Source organism: Amycolatopsis tolypomycina, assembly GCF_900105945.1.
GTDB lineage: Bacteria > Actinomycetota > Actinomycetes > Mycobacteriales > Pseudonocardiaceae > Amycolatopsis > Amycolatopsis tolypomycina.
In genome coordinates this window covers 808,957-825,323 of sequence record NZ_FNSO01000003.1, presented here as the reverse complement: position 1 = coordinate 825,323, position 16,367 = coordinate 808,957, and the positions used below count along the sequence as shown (strand labels likewise).

The window sequence follows — 16,367 nt, the reverse complement described above, 5'->3', positions numbered from 1 at the left end:
GCGCGGTGACTCGGCCCCAACGCGGACGTCACGACTAGAGGTTCTCGTGGTGGGCGTTGGAGATCACCAGCACGTGGCCGGGGTTGTGGGCCACCAGCCCGATGCGACCAGCGCGGTGGCGCGTGGGGTGCGCACCACGATGTCGCGAGCCGTCGATGGGGGTCTGCCCGCTGGCGAGTAGGAAGCAGAACGGGCAGGTGTAGCCGGGCGGCTCGTGGATGTACATCATCAGATCCGATTCGCCTCTCGCGGAGGATCATCGGGGCTGGTCGTGACGCAGCGCGGCGGCCAACAGGTGGTGGGCGTCGCCGTTGACGTGGTGGCGGGAGCGATCAGCGGGCCACAGGTGAGCCTGATCGTCGGGCCAGCGTGGCACGACATGGAAATGCAGATGGGGCACGCTTTGCCCGGAGTGGGGGCCGCTAGCGTTCAGCACTACCACCCCGGTCGCCTCCAGCGCGTGTGTCATGGCTTGGCCCACGCGCTGGACCAGGCGCACGGTGGCGGCCAGAGTCTGCGGGTCGGCGTCCAGGACGCCGACAACGTGCCGTCGGGGCACGACCAACGTGTGCCCGGGGGCCAGGGCCGAGTCGGGCAGAGGGAAGAACGCGGCGGCTTCGGGTTCCCTCGCCACCCAGGTTGCTTGGCCGGCGGCCAGCAGGTCGCAGAACACGCACGGCGGGTGGGTCATCGCGTGGCCCTCGCCGGTGATGTCGCCGCGCGGTTGAACGCTCGATAGACCGTGGGCCGGGAGACGTTGAACAGTTCGGCCAACTCGACGACGTTGTGCTTGCCCTCGCGATGGAATCGGAGCAGATGTCGCTGCTGGGCCGGGGACAATTTGGGACGCTTGCCTTTGGCACGCGCGATGGCCATCCCCCCGCGGGTGTGCGCCCGCAGCAGGTCGACCTCGAACTCGGCGAAGGTGGCCAGGACGCTGAAGAACATCTTGCTCATCGGGTCGGTCGGGTCGTCGATCGTGCCGCCCCGCGATTCTCTCGTGCTGCGGCCACCAAACACCGCGCGCAGACTGCCAGCCACCAGCTTCTCCCTGCGTCCTCGACTCCAGTGAATCTCGCTGATGTTGGCAGAGCGGATTCAGGTTCAGTGAGCCGGAGTCAAGGAGCTGAGCCGCGGCGTCATCTATAGCGAGCCGGCGTCACCTTCGCTGAGCCGGGGCCAGGCCGGTGCGGCCGTTGCCTCGTGCACCTCCCCCTCGGATTTCTCGGTCACCGCCTCAAAAGCCCACTCGTCGCCCGCGATCGGGTAGTTCCCGTCCGCGTCGGGGCCGATGCGCCAGGGCAGGTAACTGTCGCGGGCACGCCAGCGCTGGTGGACGTGGACGAGGGTGTCGCCGTCGAAGTGCACCAGCGGGTGCTCGTCAGGGCATCGGACGTGGTTGGTCGTGCACCACGCGGCGACGGCCTCGGCGATCTCCGGCCGGAACACCGGCACCCACGCCTGCCCAGGACGAGTCTCGATCCGAGCCGGGAACCCGCTCCGGGACGGGTTGCCGGGGGCGCAGGTGACCAGGGTCTCGCCCGGACGAGGAGGGCGGCGCGCGGCGTCGCGCAGGACCTCCTCCCGGCGGTCGAGAAGGGCGGGGGTGCGGGTCGGCCCGGAGAGGAACCAGCGGCCCATCTCGCCGAGCGGGTAGCGGCCGTCGTCGCCGAGGGCGATCTCGTGGCGCTGGTGGGCGGCGTCCCCGGTGAAGACCACCAGCCGGTCATCCTCAAAGCGGGCCAGCGGGTACCAGTCCGGATCGACCGGGTAGACCAGGTTCAGCCACTCGCACACAACCTCGGCGACCTCCCGGCGCAGCCGGGGCCGCACCCACAGCCCGTGGCGGCGGCGGGGTTCGATCACGGCGGGGAAGCTGAGCTGGTGCGGCTCGCCGTGGGCGGCGGGCACGAGCTCGACCCAGTGCTCGCCGGCGGCGAGGTCGACGTCCGCGGACGAGTCCCGGGTGGTGGTGAGCGCGCTCATCGCGTTTCTCCTTCGCTGGCGGTGGTGTGCGGTGTGTCGGGGCGGGTCCAGCGGCGTGTACCCGGGTCCCAGGTGGCGGTGGTGAAGAGGCGGTTGAGGTCGGGCAGTCCGGGTCCGAACATCCAGCCGAACTCCGCGCACTCGGCGGTCCCGACTCGCTGCCCTGTCCACACGTCCGGTGGGCAGGGGCAGGTCGGCGGGTGGTCGAGGCGCTGCAGCCCGGTGGCCAGGCACGTCGCCACGTCGCACCTCGCGTTGTGGGCTTGGCCGATCTCGGCGTCGCATTTCGGGCAGTTCGGCTCCAGCGGCATGGCGTCGGCGGTGTGCGCGGTCATGGCGTCCCCTCAGGCTTGCGGTGAAGGTCTTTGAGCAACGTGTCCCATTGGTAGGCCTCGGATCCGAGGTGGGTCAGGAGCCGGTAGCCGTCGGCCTTGAGCCGAAGCTGTGTGGCGAGGAGTCCGGCTCCGGCGGTGAGGGCCTCGGCGAGACGCAGATGCATATCCGCCCAGTCCAGGCAGCGCCGGTACTCGTCCTCGTCGGCGGCGCGGCTCCTGAGTTCCGGGTGCATCGCGCGGGCGCGGGCGAACAGTGTCTCGGCGGCGGCGTAGTGCTCGGCGGCGCTGCGCGGGGCCGCCGTGGTCGCAGCGGTCTCGGTGCTGGTCAGTGGGTGCGGTGAGCTGTCGTGGGTCATGGTGTCTTCCGTGATCGTCGTGCCAGGTGGTCGGGCCAGCGGATTTCAGCGGACGATCAAGACCGCCCGGGTGCGGCGATGGGCCAGCACGGGGTGGCTGGTCTCGCGATCGTCGTCGGCGATAAGGACGCGGACGCCGAAGCGGGGCGGGCCGCCCTCGGGGTCAGTCCATCCGTAGAGGGCGGGCAGGCTGGCCAGGGCGTCGCGGGCGAGTTCGGCGGCGGGGTCGCCGTCGCGGTAGCCGAGAACCTCGATCTCCAGCTCCACGGCCGAGGAGTCGGCGGTGACGGCGTAGCGCAGTTCCGGGGCCAGCCGCAGGCGCAGCGCGGCGAGCTCGGGTGGTGTTCCCGGGCCTGGTGGCAGGGTGAGGTCGGCCAGGATCCGCATGCCGAGTTCGTCGATGTCGTCGCAGTGGGTTCGGCCGAGCAGCGGGCCGTAGCGGCGGGCGGTGGTGTCGGCGGCGTCGATCCCGGTGTAGCCGCAGGTGCCGCGACCGGGCGGGAACACCACAAGGGCCTCGTCCGGACTGGGCGGGACGTAGTCGCCCGCGCGGGCCGACCAGCGCTGCCCGCGCTGGCAGGTCCACACGGCGCCGTCGTCGAAGGCATACGTTCGGTCGGTGCCGTGGCTGGTCGGCCACAACCACTGCCAGGTCGCCGACGGTGGGCTGGTTGCGTAGCCCGTCTCGTCGCGGTGGATCGTGGCGCAGAGGCGCTCGACTCGCCGGCGGAACTCCTCCGTGGTGCCCGCTCGTTCGATGGCGGCGAGGCTGGTGCAGGCGCAGTGGTTGAGGTCGATCGAGGCGACCAGCTCGGCGTCCGGGCCGCGTCCGAGGTAGAAGTCGTGGGTGGTCGGACAGTTCATCGTGGTGCTCCTGCGGGTGTAGGGAGTCCAGTGGCGGGGTCGCGCATCAGCGGCATCGGCACCGACGGCGGCGCGGCCGGGTCACGTACCCATGCCGCCAGGTCGGGCGGGCCGAGCGGGTCGTCGCCCTCAGGCATTTCCGGGCAGCGGGGGTTGATCCGGTGCCACGCCACGCCGCCGCCGACGGTGATGAACACCGCCTTCTCGCCCGGGTCGAACGCGACGATCCAGCTCGAGATATGGCTGGTCCACCACGGCCATGGCCAGCCGCCCCGACGCGGGTAGGCGTCGCCGAGGTCCTCGCAGGCCCACACGACGAGCAGGTCGTCGACGGCGGCGCGGTAGGTGGCCGCGTCGGTGCTGGTCAGTGCCAGTCGTCCGGGCGGAACGGCGCGGACGTCCTCGGGGTGTGCGTTGCGTGCGATCGAGCCGAGCCATTCGGCGCTGGTGCCGCGCCCGAGGTAGAAGTCCGTCTTGGTTGACATCATCGGCTCCCGGTCAGCTGGGGCGGCGCGTACGGGTTCCCGCCGACCCGGACCGGGGCCGGGGCGGGAACGCACGCGTAGGGATCGCGCGGGCAGTACGGCATCGCCGGAAGGTGGTGGCCGGGGGCGTGGTGGTCCTCGACGGCGCGGCTGAGGAGGTAGGCCAGCACGATAACCGGGGTCCACGGTCCGGGCAGCGCGATGGCCAGCACCGTCCACATGAGACGGGTCTTGGTGTCCTGCATGGTTTGTTCGCCTCCGTGGGCACGAACGGAATCGGGGTCAGTCGAAGGTGGGGACGCTGCCGAGGGTCGCGACGACCTCGGCGACGGCGGCGGGAACGTCCAGGACGGCGAACACGGCGTAGCCGCCGAGTTCGGTGTTGGCGGTGGCCGCGACCCGGGCGCACAGCACGGCATCGCACCGGCCGAGATTCCACTGCTCGAACGAAATCCCGGCCTCGGTCAGCAGCCGCCACGCGGCCGGGCAGTACAGCCGCAGCACCTGCGGCCACGCACGCTCGGGGACGTCGGTGGTGGCCGCAGTGCAATGCCGCCACCACCGACACCGTCGAGGCGCTCCCGGTGAGGATGTAGTCCCAGTCCGGAGCGAATTGCTCGACCGGGCGAGATCGCCTGAGTCGACCGGTCAGGGCGGGCAGAATCTCGCCCGCCTGGGGTTCGGCGGCGTGGTAGAGGTTCCAGGGAATCGGCATGAAGGTGGTCATCGCGGGGTCTGTCCTTTCGGGATGTGGCACTGGGTTTCGGAACAGCGGTCAGCGCGGGCGATCTCGGTGGTCGGCGGGTGGGGGCTGCGGTAGACCGGGAGCGGCAGTGCTGGCGGTGCGGCGGGGTTGCGCTGCCATGCCGCGAAGTCCGGCGGGTCGCACCGCAGGGGCGGGTGCGGGTTGTCGGGTCGAGGCGGTGCCGGTGGTCACCGCCGCCCGCTGTCATGTGCACGCTGCCGTCGGGGCCGCCGATGTAGGTGATGGATCCAGTCGTTGCGGTGGCTGGTCTCCCACGCCCACGGCGACCGGTGCTGCGGTAGGAACGCGGCGCCGAGTCGCCGGATCGGCCAGGTCGTCAGCAGGTCCTCGACCGCGCAGGCGTAGCGCGAGGGCGCCACCGAGGTGAGCGCGGTACGTCCGTCGAAGTCCTTGAGGAGATTGTCGGGATGACCGGCGAACATCAGCGACCGGCGCCACATGGCGCCCGGGCCCGTACCGAGGTAGAAGTCGGTGCGCGTGGCCATCTCACTCGGCCTCCGTGTCGGTAGTGGGCGGGGCGAATTGGCAGTCCGGGTGGTGGCCGGGGTCGCCGTGGAACTCCGGGGGTGCGGCGTCCGCGCCGTGCTCGCCGAACTCGGGGGCGAGGTGGGCGCCGAGGTCGGCGAGGCCGGCGACGCGGGTCAGCGGAACCCCTGGCGCCTCGCAGTACGGGCACTCGCCGAGCAGCAGCCACCCCCACATCGGGTTGAATCCGGCCAGGTCGGGAATGAAGCGCCACCGCGCGCCGTCGTCGCCGTGGACCTCGATCAGATCTCCCGGCATCCGGCTCGTCCCGATGCCGTAGTGGCGGTCGGGGTCGTCGCGTACGAGCACCGTGTCGACGGGCACGCCGAGCGCGGTGGCGACGTTGGTGGCGGTGACCGCGCGGCGGTCCCAGCGCAGCCGGAGGGTGGCGCGGTCGGCGAACTCGCGCGGTGCGATATCGCGGGAGCGGCGGGCGGCGGCGATCGCGCGATCGGTCAGGGACTGAAGTGCCGTGGTCACGGTGGGGGTGGTTCCTCTCGTCGTGGTCGGTGGGTGTTGTCAGGCGTTCGGATGGTCGGGTTCGGTGGGTGGCGGCACGAGGACAGGGCCGCCGAACGCGACGGCGAGGCGGCAGCCGGACGAGTCGCGGGCGTGCACGTCCCAGAAGCCTCGGCAGATCGCCTGCTCTCCGACCGGGATCCCAGCAGCGGGCAAGGTGGCGTGGCAGACGATCCAGCTGTCGCTGGCCAGCGCGGCGCGGACCATGTCGTCGCGTGCGCCGTCGTTCAGGTGCATGAGGTTGCCGGGGCGGAAGATGCACGTCTCGCATTTGCGGGTGAGCAGGCGCGGGAGGCCCGTGCTGCGGTCGACGACGTCGCCGATCGGTGAGGCGGTCGCGTCGGTGGTGGTTGTCGCTCGTGGCTGGTGCACGTGGCGCGGCATCGCGGTGCCTCCTTGCTCTGGGGGTGGTCAGGACGGGAGGAAACCCAAGAGGCGGGCCAGATCGGGTGCGATGGTCATGGCGCGGTCGCGGTGGACGACGAACCGCATCTCCACGCGCGGCGAAGCGGTGTAGAGGGTGATTTCCGAGCGGCCGTCGGGCAGCTTGCTTGTGGTTTTGTCGCTGTAGCGTCGGGATACGACGTTGACCGGTCCGCCGAATCGGTGCGCCATCTCGACGGCTTGCGTGAGGTCGTTCTGCAGCCGTTCCTGGCGGTGTGCGTTGCGGGCCCGGATTCGTTTCGACCAGTAGCGGTAGTCGGGCAGGACCGTCATCTCGAGAAGTTCGGCTGCCTCGCGGGCCGGGGCGTTGACCGGAATGGTGATGCCGTGCGGGTTGCGATCAGCAGGGAAAGACCACCCTCGCGGGTTCCTCCATGGGCGGTCGATGCCGTGCTGCTGTCCGTTCCATCCTGTGGCGTCTCGGTCTTCGTCCTCGGGGAGAATGGGCTGGAGGTGGTAGGCCCAGGGGTGGTCGCCGTAGACCTGGTGAACGCGGAGAACCTCACCTGCCGGGCCGACGAGCAGCAGCGCCCGCCACAGGTCGACGTCGCGGCGGACGTAGCGGCCGGTCGCCAGTCCCCACGACCCGTCCAGCTCGGCGGTCAGGGCGAATGCAGCGGCGGCTATTCGCTGTATACGCGTGGTCATGATGACGCGGTGTCCTTTCGACTATCCCGGCGCGAGGCGGCGGGACGAGGGGTTGGTTGGGGGCGAGTGCCGGCGCGGTTGCGGCTCTCTGCGAGGCCGGGTGGGAGTTCTGCTGGGCGGTGCGGTGTCGTCACATCACGGCCCAGATGTCCAGAATCCCGCACGGGGTCAGCTCTTCCTCGTGTCCGGCCCGGCATACGCGCACCGTGCCGTAGCCGGGCGCACCGATCTGGGCGATCAGTGTGGGCTCGCCGCATTGCGCGCACGGCTGGCCGTTGTAGTCCACGCAGATGTGCTGCTCATTCCAGTCGTAGGCGCGGCATGTCGCACAGAAGGCGGGCTTCGTCGGGTTCATCGCGACCAGCCCAGCGCGTCGGCGGCGGATGCGGGCAGGTAGCCCTCCTGCTCGTCGATACCGAGCCACACCACGCGCGGCTCGGTGCGCGGGGCGCCGTCGGCGTCGGTGTCGTCCGGCGTGCACACGACGTGCCCGAGGGTGTGCGCGAACGGGTGGTCGGGTTGGGTGGCGAACCGGACGGGGGTGTCGGGGTCGTAGCGGTCGAGGGCCGCGATCAGCGCGCCGACGGTCGTAATGTCGTTGCGGTACATGGTGATCACCTCACGGGTATTCGGGGCAGTGGGTGGCGGTGGGATTGCTTCGGTGGTCGGTCACTCGCAGTTGAGGTCGTCGCAGAGCGACTGGCCGCCGCTGGTGATCAGCGGGCAGGTGGGCGCATGCGCGGCGGTGACCAGGATTCGCCCGTCGGGCAAATGAATGATCCGCAGCGGGTGGCCCTGCGTGCGTGCCGTGGCGAGGTCGTCGGGGTCCAGCAAGACCTCGTGGGCGGCCCAGGTGGCGGTCATGAGCGCCGCGCGCAGGATGTCGTTGTCGGAGAGGTCACGGACCTCGTTGGGCTTTGAGGTGGTCATGGCTGGCGCTTCCTTTCCTTGCGGTCGTGGGGTTTTGGTCGCCCCGGGGCGGATGGTGTCCGCCCCGGGGCGGTGGTTCAGCGGGTGGCGCGCAGCGCGGCCGTGGCGGCCTGTCCAATGGCGCGGGCGGTGGCGGCGGGGTCGGTCAGGGTGTGCACGGTGGCCCCGCGCATCGGGGCGGTGTGGGGGCTGTCGGGGGTCAGCCACAGCACGGCGCAGCCCGTGGCGCGCAGGCGGTCGAGCATCGCCTGCCCCGGTTCCTTCGTGCTGCGTTCGAAGGCGCCGTCGCTGATCACCACCAGCAGGCGGGCGGCGTCGGGACGGGACAGGCCGAGCGCCCCGTCGAGTGCGCTGATCGCGGTGTCGATCGGGTGCGAGCCGCCTTTGGCGTTGAACACACTCACCCGGGCCGGGGCGGTCCCGGGATGGGTGAGCGGGTGCACCTCGCCCCGGCCGAAGGTCACCGTGGCGGTGGTGGCGGGCACCGTGGCGTGGCGGGCGGCGTGGGCGAGGATCCAGGCAGCCGACGCGGCGGGCCCCGCGAACGCCCCCATCGATCCGGTCACGTCGCACGCGATGCCAAGCCGTAGCGGCGGGGTGGGCACGGTGGTGCGGGTGGTCCGGGTGAAGGGTTCGGCACTGGGCATCGCGCCCGCCGCCCGTTGCGCGTCGGCGTTGATCGCCCCGCGCATCCGCAGCCGTCCCGGTGGCACCCGCGAGGTGGTTTTGGTGGCCGTGCGGTCGCGGACTCCGGCGGTGGTCAACACCCGGGCGAGGTGGCGTGCGGCGGTGGCTTCCTCGGCCAGGGGCGCGCGGGTGCGCTGGATGTGCTTGCGCCGTGGTCCGGGTGTGGCGCTGCCCGGTCCGGGGTTTCCGTCGAAGACCGTGGTGGCGTCGGTGTGCGCCTGCTGGCGTGCCTTGTCGTCGGCGGCGCGGGCGTTCATCGCGTCGGTGACGGGGTCGGTGGGGGCCGGTTCGGCAGCGACCGCGCGGCCGATCGCGGTGACGGCGCGGGTGATCGCACTCGCCAGGGGCGACGGCGCGCCGGTACCGCTACTGGCGGCGGGATCGGGCGCGGGTGGTTGGGTGGGGTCGGTGCCCAGGGCCTCGCACCAGCGCCGCCCGAGTTCGATCATCCTGGTGGCGTCGTCGTCGGCGGTGCGGTGTGCGGCGCGCCAGATGCGGCGCAGTTTCGCGAGGGTGTTCGTGCCGAGAACGGAGCGCACCACCCGGGTGACCGGGGCGACTTCGCGGCGGTTGAGGATGCCACCGTCCACTCGGGCCAGTAGCAGCGCGGCGCTGCGGGCGGCGCCCTGTGCGGTCATTTGTGGTGCGGCGGCGGGGTTGTTGGCTTTGGTGTCGGCGAGGATGAGGTTGGTGGCGCTGGCGCGCAGCCAGTACCGGTCGTCGGGTCGGCGGCGCACGTGCCGCGCTTCCATGCGGGACTCTTCCAGCAAGTCGGCGGCCGCCGCCGCGCCCGGGGGTGCGTCGTCGGGTGCGCGCCAGCGGGAGTGGCGGGCGTGGCCGCATTCGTGGGTCAGCAGTCCCCAGATGGTGCGGTAGCGTTTGCGGTCCCCGATCCGGTGCGGTTCGACGGTGGCCGGGTCGACCCCGGGGGCGAGGTGCACGCCGTCGACCTCGATGGTGGCGAGGTCGGGGAAGAAACAGGCGGGCGCGCCGTTGCCCGCTCCGGGGGCAACGGTGACCACGAGGTCGTCGCGGTCGGCGATGGCGGGAACCTCGTTCCCGAACGCGGCCGACAGGGTCAGCCACGCGGGGGCGGCGGGAAACATCGCGGTCGGGTTGGCGGTCGGTGTGGCCACGTGGGCGGTCATCGTAGTTGTGTCCTTTCCGGACGGTCGGCGGGCTAGAACTGCGACCCGAGGGCCAGCGGGATGACGTTGGCACCGAACACGTTCCGCACCGCCACGGCGACCACCTCGCGGTCCTCCTCCGGCGCGACGCCGATCAGGTTCCCGGCGGCGAAGTCGGCACCGACAGCGCGGGAGATGCGGGCGAATTCGAGCAGCTCGCGCAGTTGCGGCGCCCACCCGATCTCGCCTTTTTCCTGACGTAGGGCGAGGTTCTTCGCCACCCGCACGGCCTTCTCATCGACCTTCAGCTGAAGGGCGAGGTCGTAGTCGGTGGACACCTTGATCTGGGCGCCGAACCGCGATGACAGCGCATCGGTGAGGACCGCGCCGTGCACCCCGGGGTTGTGTCCGGCCACGACGTAGAACCCGTCGGCGGCGTCCACCACTTCACCCTTGTAGGACTTGATGGTGATCTGTCCGCGCCCGTCCATCGCGGGGTACACCACGGCCAGCTCGGTCGGCGGGATGAGGGTGGCGTCGTCGATGAACAGCGGCCGCCCTTCCCGCATCGCGGTCACGAGCGGGCCGTAGCAGAACTCGTAGCCGTCCGGGGTTTGTGTGTAGGAACCGACAAAGTCGTCGACCACCGTGCCACTGTCGCCCTGGAGCGTGACCAAGTCGGGGAACGCTGCCTCGATGAGCGAGGTTTTCCCGGTTCCGGGTGGGCCGTACACGAGCGCGAACACCCCCGCCTCCCGCAGCGTGCGCAACGCGGTCACGTCCGACATCCCGCCCAGTTTTCGCGGGTGGTACATCTGCCCGTTGGGTCGGCGCACCGGACCGGTCACCACGGTGGGCGCGGCAGGCGGGGCAACGGGCGGCGCGGACGGGGCGGGCGGGGGCGGTGCGGGTGTGGTGCCGCGCGGGTTGACGGTCGCTGTTTTCGCGGCGTCGGCCGTGGTGCTGGTCGCGCGGTAGGTGACCGGATTGATGCCGACCCGTTCGGCTTCCCCGCGTGATTCCAGGGTCGCCAGGGCGTTCCCGACCGCCCCGGACGACTTGCCGCCGAGTTTGGCCGCGATGGCACCGGGGGTCAGTGCGGCGGTCGGGTCGCTGGCCAGTTGTTCGGCGACCATGCGGCGGAGTTCGCCGCTGGGCAGCCGGGTCGCCGCGCCCGGGGCGGCGGGCGCGGCGCCCGGGGCCGGAGTCGTGGCTGGCGTGGTCATCGGCAGTTCCTTTCGCGGAATGTGCGGGCGACATCGGGTGGATTCACGGAAGGCGCCTTTTTTAACAATGGCGCGGCGGGCGGTAAACGCTGTGGGTTCACATTCGGGGCGGTCGCCTATTTTGGTTTTCCGCTTTCCCGGTGACACGACAAACGTAACTCGATGCCGCACTGCCACGCAATAGTTTTCCGGAACAAATTCGGGGAATTTTGGCCAGCTTTCGGCGGAAAGCATGCATTTTCCGGTCACGTTTGCGCAGGTCACGCCATTACAGAACCCGTCAGAATGGGAACGCCGGCGACGAGTGTAGCTGCAGATAAACAGAGGATAAGTAAAATAAAAGGAGGACAGGAGGTCGCGAGCAGGCGAGCGAGGCACCAGAGTTGCCCAGGAGAACCGGTTAGGCCAGCCGCATAGCATCGCTGCCGGGCCTGATGTGTTTACCTGCTTGGTGTCAAGCGAGTCTGGGACACCGGTGGATCCCCCTGCAGGGGGTGTGAGCTGCGGAGACGTTCGAGACCGGGGGATCCGCCTTGGTCGGATACCGGGGTGCGAGGCTGATCGGCCGGGTGGGCGGCCCCACGGCCGGCAGTCGCACATGGCGCGGTTCGCGACGGCGTCCATGGCTGCGGGCGGCCATCCGGGGACGCAATGCCCGGTGTCCAGGACGTCGGCGTCTCGAGCGGTGCGGTGGGTGCGGATACGACGTCGTCGTGTCCGCGCCGCGCGCGACAACCGCACACGCCACTCGGTACTTGAGAATGTCGGCATTGCCGTGGAATACGGGACTACGTGCACGAGATTCTTTTTCTTCGCCGTCGACGGTTGTGCCACCACAGCCGACGTTAGCATCGGCGCGAACGAGATCGTGGTTCGAAATCGAGGTATTTCGCTGTTCTGCACGATTGCCTTTGTGGTGTGCAACCTACGTCTCGATCACGGTGGGGCCGAGGCGTTGTCGAGTGCGGTGGATTGCTCATTCATGACGCCGTGGATCGGGTGATGTCATCGACGGGGATTCCGGTATTGCGGGCGCGCAGCCGCTCGGCGAGGTCGATGGTGCCGGCGGTCGGTGTGGCGTCGATTTCGGCGAGCCGGGTCTGGAGAAGGGTCAGGGTGCGGGAGATGGTGTCGTGCCGGCCGAGGGCGTGCTGCAGGCGCATGATGTCGCGGTAGAGCAGTTCGTTGTGCGGGTCGAACGCGCGGGCGGTCTCCAGCAGATCCAGGGTGTGGTCCGGGTCGGTCTCGACGCGGGCTCGGGCGAGCGCGGCCACGGCGTCGAGGGCGTCGCGGCGCGTCGCTTCCCGCGCTGCGACCAGCCAGTCGGAGTCCAGGCCGTCGGCGAGGGGGCCGCCGTAGTGGGCCACGATCGCCTCGTAGGCGTCGGTGCGCGCCTCGGCTGTGGTGGCGGTGCGGCGGCGGGTGACGGCGTCGGCGAAGTCCCAGTAGTCCACGTCCACGACCGCGGGGGCGAGCTGGTACTGGCCGTGCTCGGCATGGACCAGGTCGCCGGCGGCGCCGTGGGTGGCGGTGTCGAGGGCGCGGCGGATTCGCGAGAGGATGGTGCGCAGCACGCTGGCGGGGTTGCGGGGTGGTTCGCCGGGCCAGAGCGCGTCGATGATCGCGTCCCGGGACACCCCGCCGGGGTGCACGGCCAGAAACACCAGCAATTCGACAGGCCGGCTGCTCAGCACGCCGGACAGGTCCTGCGGCTCGCGCCCGGACCGTCCGGGTTCGGGCCGCCAGCGCAGGGCGGGGGCGCCGAACACCGTCAAGGCGAGCGGTGCGGGTGTTCCCGGCTCCGTGTCGTCGGCCGGCTGCGGCAGCGGGCGCGGGTCGCCGCCGGTTTCCCCGGACGCGGCAGGCGATGGTTCCGCTACGGCCGGACCTGAGGTGATTTCCAGACGCGCGGAGACAGCCGGCGAGTTGTCGGGATGGGCGGGTGCGGCCTTCGGCGGCGTCGCCGTCGGGTGCTGCGTGGGCAGAGTCGCCGCCGCGTCATAGTCGGGCCCGGCGCCGGGTTCGCCGTGGGCAGCCTCCTCGGGCTGAGTGGCGTGCAGGAAAGCAAGCAGGTCGCGTGTGGCGGTCTCGGGCAGGGTGAAGGCGCGGGTGCCGCGCAGGGGTTCACCGACACCTGGGTCGGTCGCAGAGATGACGCCGCGGGCGGTGACGTAGGCGGTCACGCCGGCGCGCCATTGGCCCAGCAGCAGCGCGCTGAGCCCGTGCTGGGCGCCGTTGTCTAGCAGCTGCTGCAGCCTCGCCTGCCGGTCCGGTTCAGTGGGTGGTGCCGCGACCAGAACGGCGGGCCGTGGCGCTGCGGTATCCGGCATTCCGAGGGTGGCGAGCGCGGTGTTGAGGTCGGCCACGACGGTGACGGTGTCCGGGAGGCCGGTGGCGGGCACCGGCACGCCCAGCAGGCGCGCCAGGTCATCGTCGGGTACGAGCACCCGCGGCGCCGGCCCGCTCCTCGGCGCGGTGATGATCGTGAGCAGCAGCGCGCGGGCCGCGGCGTAGCCGCCGGGCCCGACGAGGCCGAGGCCGTGGACGCGGGCCAGATCGAGAGCAACCCGCACTCCCCCACCGGCTGCGGCGTTGGTCGTCGCGCCGTCGACGCCGGAGGCGGTCGCGTCGAGCGCGATGTCCACCACCGCTGTCGATGCCGCCCCTCCGCTGCCAGGCCGCCCGGCGACCACCCGCCGGATACGAGGCGCGAGCACACGCAGCTGGGCTGCGTCGCCGGGGGCCGCGGTGACCTGAGCTGTTTTGTGGCGGTGCTCGCGTGCGGCAGGGTCGTCGAGCACGTGGCCGGTCTCGGCCTGCGGCTCGGCGTCGGGCTCGGTGTCCAAGTCGGCGTCATCGTCGTGGTGCTGGGCGCGCAGGTGGGCCAGCCGCAGCTGATACACCACGGGCGCGACCGGCAGGTCGTCGTGGCGGCGGCCGCTGCCGGGCTGGTAGCGGGCGTGGCGGCGACGCCGAGCGAGCAGCAGCAGCGCGCTGACGGCCGCGGCCAGGCCTAGGCTGACGAACACCTCGCCGCCATCCCACGACGCCGCCCCGGCGGCGGGCTCGCCCGCCGTAGGGGCGCTAGTCGGCGCGGCGGGCGAGGGCGGTTCGGCAGGCGGTGGCGCGGTGGTGCTGGGCGTCGGCGGCGCGGGCTCGGTCGCGGGTGACGGCGAATTGGCCGGCGCGGGCCGCGGCGCTACCGCGGGGGCTGCGGGCGAGCCGCTCCCGGGGAGGCGGAGACGGTCGCCGGGATGGATCAGGTTCGGGTTGGTCAGCACCCGCCCGCCCGGCTGCGTGCTGCCCTCATTGAGGGCCCAGATCTCCGGCCACCGGTCCCCGTCGCCCAGGCAGCGCTGCGCGACCCGCCACAGCGAGTCGTACACCCCGTCCTCCGGCGGCCGGACACGTTCGGTTCCTGGCTCGGCCGATGCCCGGTGCTCAGTCAGCGGCATCCCGGTGTGCTCACCTGCGATCGGCATGACGGTGGTCGGCACGGTCTTGTTGGGCGCAGTCGCGACGAGCGAGGTGTTCCCGCCGGGGCGTGCTGCGCCCGTAGGCACGGCGGGTGCGGCGGTGGCGGTACGGCCCAGCACGGCGATCAACACGGCGCCGACGAGCCCGGCCGCGATCCGTCGCACCGGCCCACGCTGCCGCCGCAGGTGCGCCCACCGGGCACCCCGGGCGACGTCGACGGCGCAGCCAGCGACGTCGACGACGAATGCCAGCCACAGCAGCCAGGCCAGGCACGCGAGCGTGTCGAGCAGGACATGCGCCGACATCGGCGCCATCAGCACGGCGCCGACCTCATCCAGGCTCGGGACGTGGGCCGGCAGGGGCCAGCCCACGCCGACGATCAGTGCGGCGGGAAGCCCGGCCACCAGGGCGGCCAGCAGCGTAGCCGCGAGCAGCCCGCGCACCAGCCGGCCGACAAGCCGTGCGGTGCGAACGATCCGCGTGCAGCCGGACGGCGCGGTCATCAGCTGCTCCCCACGCCGGCCGCGGCCGACGCGCTGCCGACGGGCTGGACCGCGTCCGGCGGTGCCGGTGCGACCCGTCGGGCGGCGCGCGGCGCGGTTGCCGTCTGCTTGGTGGAGCCGGTGGTGTCACCTCTGGTGTTAGGGCGCTTGCGCTTGCCGCTGCGGGCGGGCTTGGCCGCCTGGTCGCGCCAGCGCGTCAGGTCGTCGGCGGCGACGTCGGTGACCGCGGACAGCTCGGGAATGTCGATGACGTCGCCGGCCGCGGTCAACGCCTCGCCGAGCTCTCGTTCGAGCTCGGCGAGTGTCCCGGCCAGCTCGGTGTGCCGGCGGGCCAGCTCGCCCACGATGGTGGCCGCCTGCTGCCGGCGGGCGCTACGCGCGGTGTCGGTTTCGGTGAGGCGGCGGGTGATCTCCTCGTCCGATGTGACCATGCCGGTTTCCCTTCTCCTTGCTGGGGTTCTGCCTGCGGGTCAGCGCTCGAGGCCGGACACGCCGAGTTGCGGGTGGGCGGATCCGGTGCCGTGCGCGCGGATCTGGCGCACGCCGATCAGCGAGAGCAGCTGGGTCGGCTGGGCGGTCGTGACGGTGACGGTCACGGTGTCGCCGGCGACGGTGACGGTGCCGGTGGCGCCGATCCCGGCGAGGTAGCCGCGGGCGAGCGCGTCGGCCTGCGCGGGACGGAGCCGGAGCCGACCGGTGGCGCGGTAGAGGCCGAGGTCGATCGCCTGGGCGCCGGCGCGGGCCGCAGACTCCGCCTGGCCGGTGACCCGGACTTTCGCCGCCAACGCGAGCCCGCCGTCCAGGCCCAGACCGGCGAGAGCGAGGATGCCGATCAGCAAGACGACGACGAATGCCGAGACCCGTCCGTCCTCGGCCCGCCACCAGACCCGCGCGCGCCACCCAGACGAGCCGCGCGGGCCCCGGCAGGATGCGCCAGGCGGTCGAGCAGACTGTCCGGTGTGACCGACGCGCCCCATCCGTCCACACCGTCGCGAGAGGACGTGTTGACCGCCTGGCACGAGGCCGGTCACGCGGTCGTCTACGTGCTGCAGGGCCGTGCGCTGCGCTACGTCACCCTGCGTCCCCGAGGCACCGGACGAGCCGGGTTCACCGCGGTCCGGCCGCGCCCGGTGGACCTGTCCTCGGTCGCGGTGGTCGCGCACGCCGGACCGCTGGCCCAAGCCCGCCACGTCCTCGACACCACCAGCACGGTCGAGCTGCGGCGGGAGGATCTGACGCCCGAGGACATCACGCTCGACGCCTACCTGCACGGCGGCCACGACGACCTGGCGCTCATCGCGCAGGCGCGCCAGGCCTACGGGCTCCCCGCCCGACAGGCCGACCCGTGGGCAGACATCGCGCGGGATCTGATCAACCGGCACTGGCCGCAGATCGGCCACGTCGCGGCGGGGCTGCTCGAGCACCGGACGCTGACCGCACGCCAGGTCCGTGCCTGCCTCGCGGGCGCGGGGTAAGCGCGCTGACGCGC

At 71.8% G+C, this 16,367-nt stretch carries 24 protein-coding genes; 2 read left to right on the top strand and 22 right to left on the bottom strand.

Going from position 1 to position 16,367, the window contains the following annotated elements; all coding sequences use genetic code 11:
- Positions 1–34: 34 nt before the first annotated feature.
- The 19 genes from BLW76_RS09675 to BLW76_RS09590 form a co-directional block, all read right to left on the bottom strand.
- Positions 35–226, bottom strand: a complete 192-nt coding sequence (locus tag BLW76_RS09675; RefSeq protein ID WP_143060579.1) for a hypothetical protein — start codon at positions 224–226, stop codon at positions 35–37.
- 30 nt (positions 227–256) lie between these two features.
- Complete coding sequence (locus BLW76_RS09670) at positions 257–691, bottom strand: HIT family protein (RefSeq protein ID WP_091305542.1); 435 nt, start codon at positions 689–691, stop codon at positions 257–259.
- Positions 688–1,041, bottom strand: coding sequence for a helix-turn-helix domain-containing protein (locus BLW76_RS09665; protein WP_244170101.1), 354 nt, complete (start codon positions 1,039–1,041; stop codon positions 688–690). Before BLW76_RS09665 ends, BLW76_RS09670 begins: the two co-directional genes overlap by 4 nt.
- A 102-nt stretch (positions 1,042–1,143) precedes the next feature.
- Positions 1,144–1,986 carry a hypothetical protein gene (locus BLW76_RS09660; protein ID WP_091305541.1) on the bottom strand — a complete coding sequence of 281 codons (843 nt, stop codon included), beginning with the start codon at positions 1,984–1,986 and terminating at the stop codon, positions 1,144–1,146.
- Positions 1,983–2,321 (bottom strand): hypothetical protein, encoded by a 339-nt coding sequence (locus BLW76_RS09655; RefSeq protein ID WP_091305539.1) that lies wholly within the window; start codon positions 2,319–2,321, stop codon positions 1,983–1,985. Before BLW76_RS09655 ends, BLW76_RS09660 begins: the two co-directional genes overlap by 4 nt.
- On the bottom strand, positions 2,318–2,677 hold the full coding sequence (locus tag BLW76_RS09650) for a hypothetical protein (protein ID WP_208613248.1): 360 nt from the start codon (positions 2,675–2,677) through the stop codon (positions 2,318–2,320). The genes BLW76_RS09655 and BLW76_RS09650 overlap by 4 nt, the downstream gene beginning before the upstream one ends.
- Before the next feature lie 45 nt (positions 2,678–2,722).
- On the bottom strand, positions 2,723–3,541 hold the full coding sequence (locus tag BLW76_RS09645; RefSeq protein ID WP_091305538.1) for a hypothetical protein: 819 nt from the start codon (positions 3,539–3,541) through the stop codon (positions 2,723–2,725).
- A complete protein-coding gene (locus BLW76_RS09640) occupies positions 3,538–4,026 on the bottom strand; it encodes a hypothetical protein (protein ID WP_091305537.1) in 489 nt (162 codons plus the stop codon). The genes BLW76_RS09645 and BLW76_RS09640 overlap by 4 nt, the downstream gene beginning before the upstream one ends.
- The gene (locus BLW76_RS09635; protein ID WP_091305535.1) at positions 4,026–4,271 is read right to left on the bottom strand and encodes a hypothetical protein; all 246 of its coding nucleotides are present in this window, start codon (positions 4,269–4,271) and stop codon (positions 4,026–4,028) included. Before BLW76_RS09635 ends, BLW76_RS09640 begins: the two co-directional genes overlap by 1 nt.
- Positions 4,272–4,308: 37 nt before the next feature.
- Complete coding sequence (locus tag BLW76_RS09630) at positions 4,309–4,530, bottom strand: hypothetical protein (protein ID WP_091305534.1); 222 nt, start codon at positions 4,528–4,530, stop codon at positions 4,309–4,311.
- 429 nt (positions 4,531–4,959) lie between these two features.
- Positions 4,960–5,277, bottom strand: a complete 318-nt coding sequence (locus BLW76_RS09625) for a hypothetical protein (RefSeq protein WP_091305533.1) — start codon at positions 5,275–5,277, stop codon at positions 4,960–4,962.
- Position 5,278: 1 nt separating this feature from the next.
- Positions 5,279–5,797, bottom strand: a complete 519-nt coding sequence (locus BLW76_RS09620) for a hypothetical protein (RefSeq protein ID WP_091305531.1) — start codon at positions 5,795–5,797, stop codon at positions 5,279–5,281.
- Positions 5,798–5,836: 39 nt separating this feature from the next.
- Complete coding sequence (locus BLW76_RS09615; RefSeq protein ID WP_091305530.1) at positions 5,837–6,220, bottom strand: hypothetical protein; 384 nt, start codon at positions 6,218–6,220, stop codon at positions 5,837–5,839.
- A gap of 27 nt (positions 6,221–6,247) precedes the next feature.
- Entirely contained in the window at positions 6,248–6,928 is a 681-nt protein-coding gene (locus BLW76_RS48385; protein ID WP_091305528.1) for a hypothetical protein, read from the bottom strand.
- 130 nt (positions 6,929–7,058) lie between these two features.
- On the bottom strand, positions 7,059–7,283 hold the full coding sequence (locus tag BLW76_RS47640) for a hypothetical protein (protein WP_143060576.1): 225 nt from the start codon (positions 7,281–7,283) through the stop codon (positions 7,059–7,061).
- On the bottom strand, positions 7,280–7,537 hold the full coding sequence (locus BLW76_RS09605; protein WP_091305902.1) for a hypothetical protein: 258 nt from the start codon (positions 7,535–7,537) through the stop codon (positions 7,280–7,282). Before BLW76_RS09605 ends, BLW76_RS47640 begins: the two co-directional genes overlap by 4 nt.
- A gap of 60 nt (positions 7,538–7,597) precedes the next feature.
- Positions 7,598–7,858 carry a hypothetical protein gene (locus BLW76_RS09600; RefSeq protein ID WP_091305527.1) on the bottom strand — a complete coding sequence of 87 codons (261 nt, stop codon included), beginning with the start codon at positions 7,856–7,858 and terminating at the stop codon, positions 7,598–7,600.
- A 77-nt stretch (positions 7,859–7,935) separates the two neighbouring features.
- Positions 7,936–9,693 carry a VWA domain-containing protein gene (locus BLW76_RS09595; protein ID WP_091305526.1) on the bottom strand — a complete coding sequence of 586 codons (1,758 nt, stop codon included), beginning with the start codon at positions 9,691–9,693 and terminating at the stop codon, positions 7,936–7,938.
- A 32-nt stretch (positions 9,694–9,725) separates the two neighbouring features.
- Positions 9,726–10,898, bottom strand: a complete 1,173-nt coding sequence (locus BLW76_RS09590; RefSeq protein WP_091305524.1) for an AAA family ATPase — start codon at positions 10,896–10,898, stop codon at positions 9,726–9,728.
- A 598-nt stretch (positions 10,899–11,496) separates the two neighbouring features.
- Here BLW76_RS09590 and BLW76_RS47635 point away from each other — a divergent pair.
- Complete coding sequence (locus BLW76_RS47635) at positions 11,497–11,901, top strand: hypothetical protein (protein WP_143060575.1); 405 nt, start codon at positions 11,497–11,499, stop codon at positions 11,899–11,901.
- Here BLW76_RS47635 and BLW76_RS09585 read toward each other — a convergent pair.
- Genes BLW76_RS09585 through BLW76_RS48380 form a run of 3 tightly spaced genes read right to left on the bottom strand, consistent with a single transcriptional unit; the run spans position 11,879 to position 15,717 of the window.
- Positions 11,879–14,878 (bottom strand): BTAD domain-containing putative transcriptional regulator, encoded by a 3,000-nt coding sequence (locus tag BLW76_RS09585; protein ID WP_091305523.1) that lies wholly within the window; start codon positions 14,876–14,878, stop codon positions 11,879–11,881. The two genes, BLW76_RS47635 and BLW76_RS09585, sit on opposite strands and share 23 nt — an antisense overlap.
- Positions 14,878–15,309, bottom strand: coding sequence for a hypothetical protein (locus BLW76_RS09580; protein WP_091305521.1), 432 nt, complete (start codon positions 15,307–15,309; stop codon positions 14,878–14,880). The genes BLW76_RS09585 and BLW76_RS09580 overlap by 1 nt, the downstream gene beginning before the upstream one ends.
- A gap of 39 nt (positions 15,310–15,348) precedes the next feature.
- Positions 15,349–15,717, bottom strand: a complete 369-nt coding sequence (locus BLW76_RS48380; protein WP_091305520.1) for a hypothetical protein — start codon at positions 15,715–15,717, stop codon at positions 15,349–15,351.
- A gap of 120 nt (positions 15,718–15,837) precedes the next feature.
- Here BLW76_RS48380 and BLW76_RS48375 point away from each other — a divergent pair, with 120 nt between their 5' ends.
- Complete coding sequence (locus BLW76_RS48375; protein ID WP_167384531.1) at positions 15,838–16,353, top strand: hypothetical protein; 516 nt, start codon at positions 15,838–15,840, stop codon at positions 16,351–16,353.
- Positions 16,354–16,367 lie beyond the last annotated feature (14 nt).

What these genes read in the sequence shown, in the direction of transcription:
- BLW76_RS47640 (WP_143060576.1), bottom strand. Translation starts at nt 7,283, where the DNA reads ATGAACCCGACGAAGCCCGCCTTCTGTGCGACATGCCGCGCCTACGAC.
- BLW76_RS09660 (WP_091305541.1), bottom strand. Translation starts at nt 1,986, where the DNA reads ATGAGCGCGCTCACCACCACCCGGGACTCGTCCGCGGACGTCGACCTC.
- BLW76_RS09645 (WP_091305538.1), bottom strand. Translation starts at nt 3,541, where the DNA reads ATGAACTGTCCGACCACCCACGACTTCTACCTCGGACGCGGCCCGGAC.
- BLW76_RS09600 (WP_091305527.1), bottom strand. Translation starts at nt 7,858, where the DNA reads ATGACCACCTCAAAGCCCAACGAGGTCCGTGACCTCTCCGACAACGAC.
- BLW76_RS48385 (WP_091305528.1), bottom strand. Translation starts at nt 6,928, where the DNA reads ATGACCACGCGTATACAGCGAATAGCCGCCGCTGCATTCGCCCTGACC.
- BLW76_RS09590 (WP_091305524.1), bottom strand. Translation starts at nt 10,898, where the DNA reads ATGACCACGCCAGCCACGACTCCGGCCCCGGGCGCCGCGCCCGCCGCC.
- BLW76_RS09640 (WP_091305537.1), bottom strand. Translation starts at nt 4,026, where the DNA reads ATGTCAACCAAGACGGACTTCTACCTCGGGCGCGGCACCAGCGCCGAA.
- BLW76_RS09585 (WP_091305523.1), bottom strand. Translation starts at nt 14,878, where the DNA reads ATGACCGCGCCGTCCGGCTGCACGCGGATCGTTCGCACCGCACGGCTT.
- BLW76_RS47635 (WP_143060575.1), top strand. Translation starts at nt 11,497, where the DNA reads ATGGCGCGGTTCGCGACGGCGTCCATGGCTGCGGGCGGCCATCCGGGG.
- BLW76_RS09635 (WP_091305535.1), bottom strand. Translation starts at nt 4,271, where the DNA reads ATGCAGGACACCAAGACCCGTCTCATGTGGACGGTGCTGGCCATCGCG.
- BLW76_RS09595 (WP_091305526.1), bottom strand. Translation starts at nt 9,693, where the DNA reads ATGACCGCCCACGTGGCCACACCGACCGCCAACCCGACCGCGATGTTT.
- BLW76_RS09670 (WP_091305542.1), bottom strand. Translation starts at nt 691, where the DNA reads ATGACCCACCCGCCGTGCGTGTTCTGCGACCTGCTGGCCGCCGGCCAA.
- BLW76_RS09625 (WP_091305533.1), bottom strand. Translation starts at nt 5,277, where the DNA reads ATGGCCACGCGCACCGACTTCTACCTCGGTACGGGCCCGGGCGCCATG.
- BLW76_RS09655 (WP_091305539.1), bottom strand. Translation starts at nt 2,321, where the DNA reads ATGACCGCGCACACCGCCGACGCCATGCCGCTGGAGCCGAACTGCCCG.
- BLW76_RS09615 (WP_091305530.1), bottom strand. Translation starts at nt 6,220, where the DNA reads ATGCCGCGCCACGTGCACCAGCCACGAGCGACAACCACCACCGACGCG.
- BLW76_RS09605 (WP_091305902.1), bottom strand. Translation starts at nt 7,537, where the DNA reads ATGTACCGCAACGACATTACGACCGTCGGCGCGCTGATCGCGGCCCTC.
- BLW76_RS09675 (WP_143060579.1), bottom strand. Translation starts at nt 226, where the DNA reads ATGTACATCCACGAGCCGCCCGGCTACACCTGCCCGTTCTGCTTCCTA.
- BLW76_RS09580 (WP_091305521.1), bottom strand. Translation starts at nt 15,309, where the DNA reads ATGGTCACATCGGACGAGGAGATCACCCGCCGCCTCACCGAAACCGAC.
- BLW76_RS09650 (WP_208613248.1), bottom strand. Translation starts at nt 2,677, where the DNA reads ATGACCCACGACAGCTCACCGCACCCACTGACCAGCACCGAGACCGCT.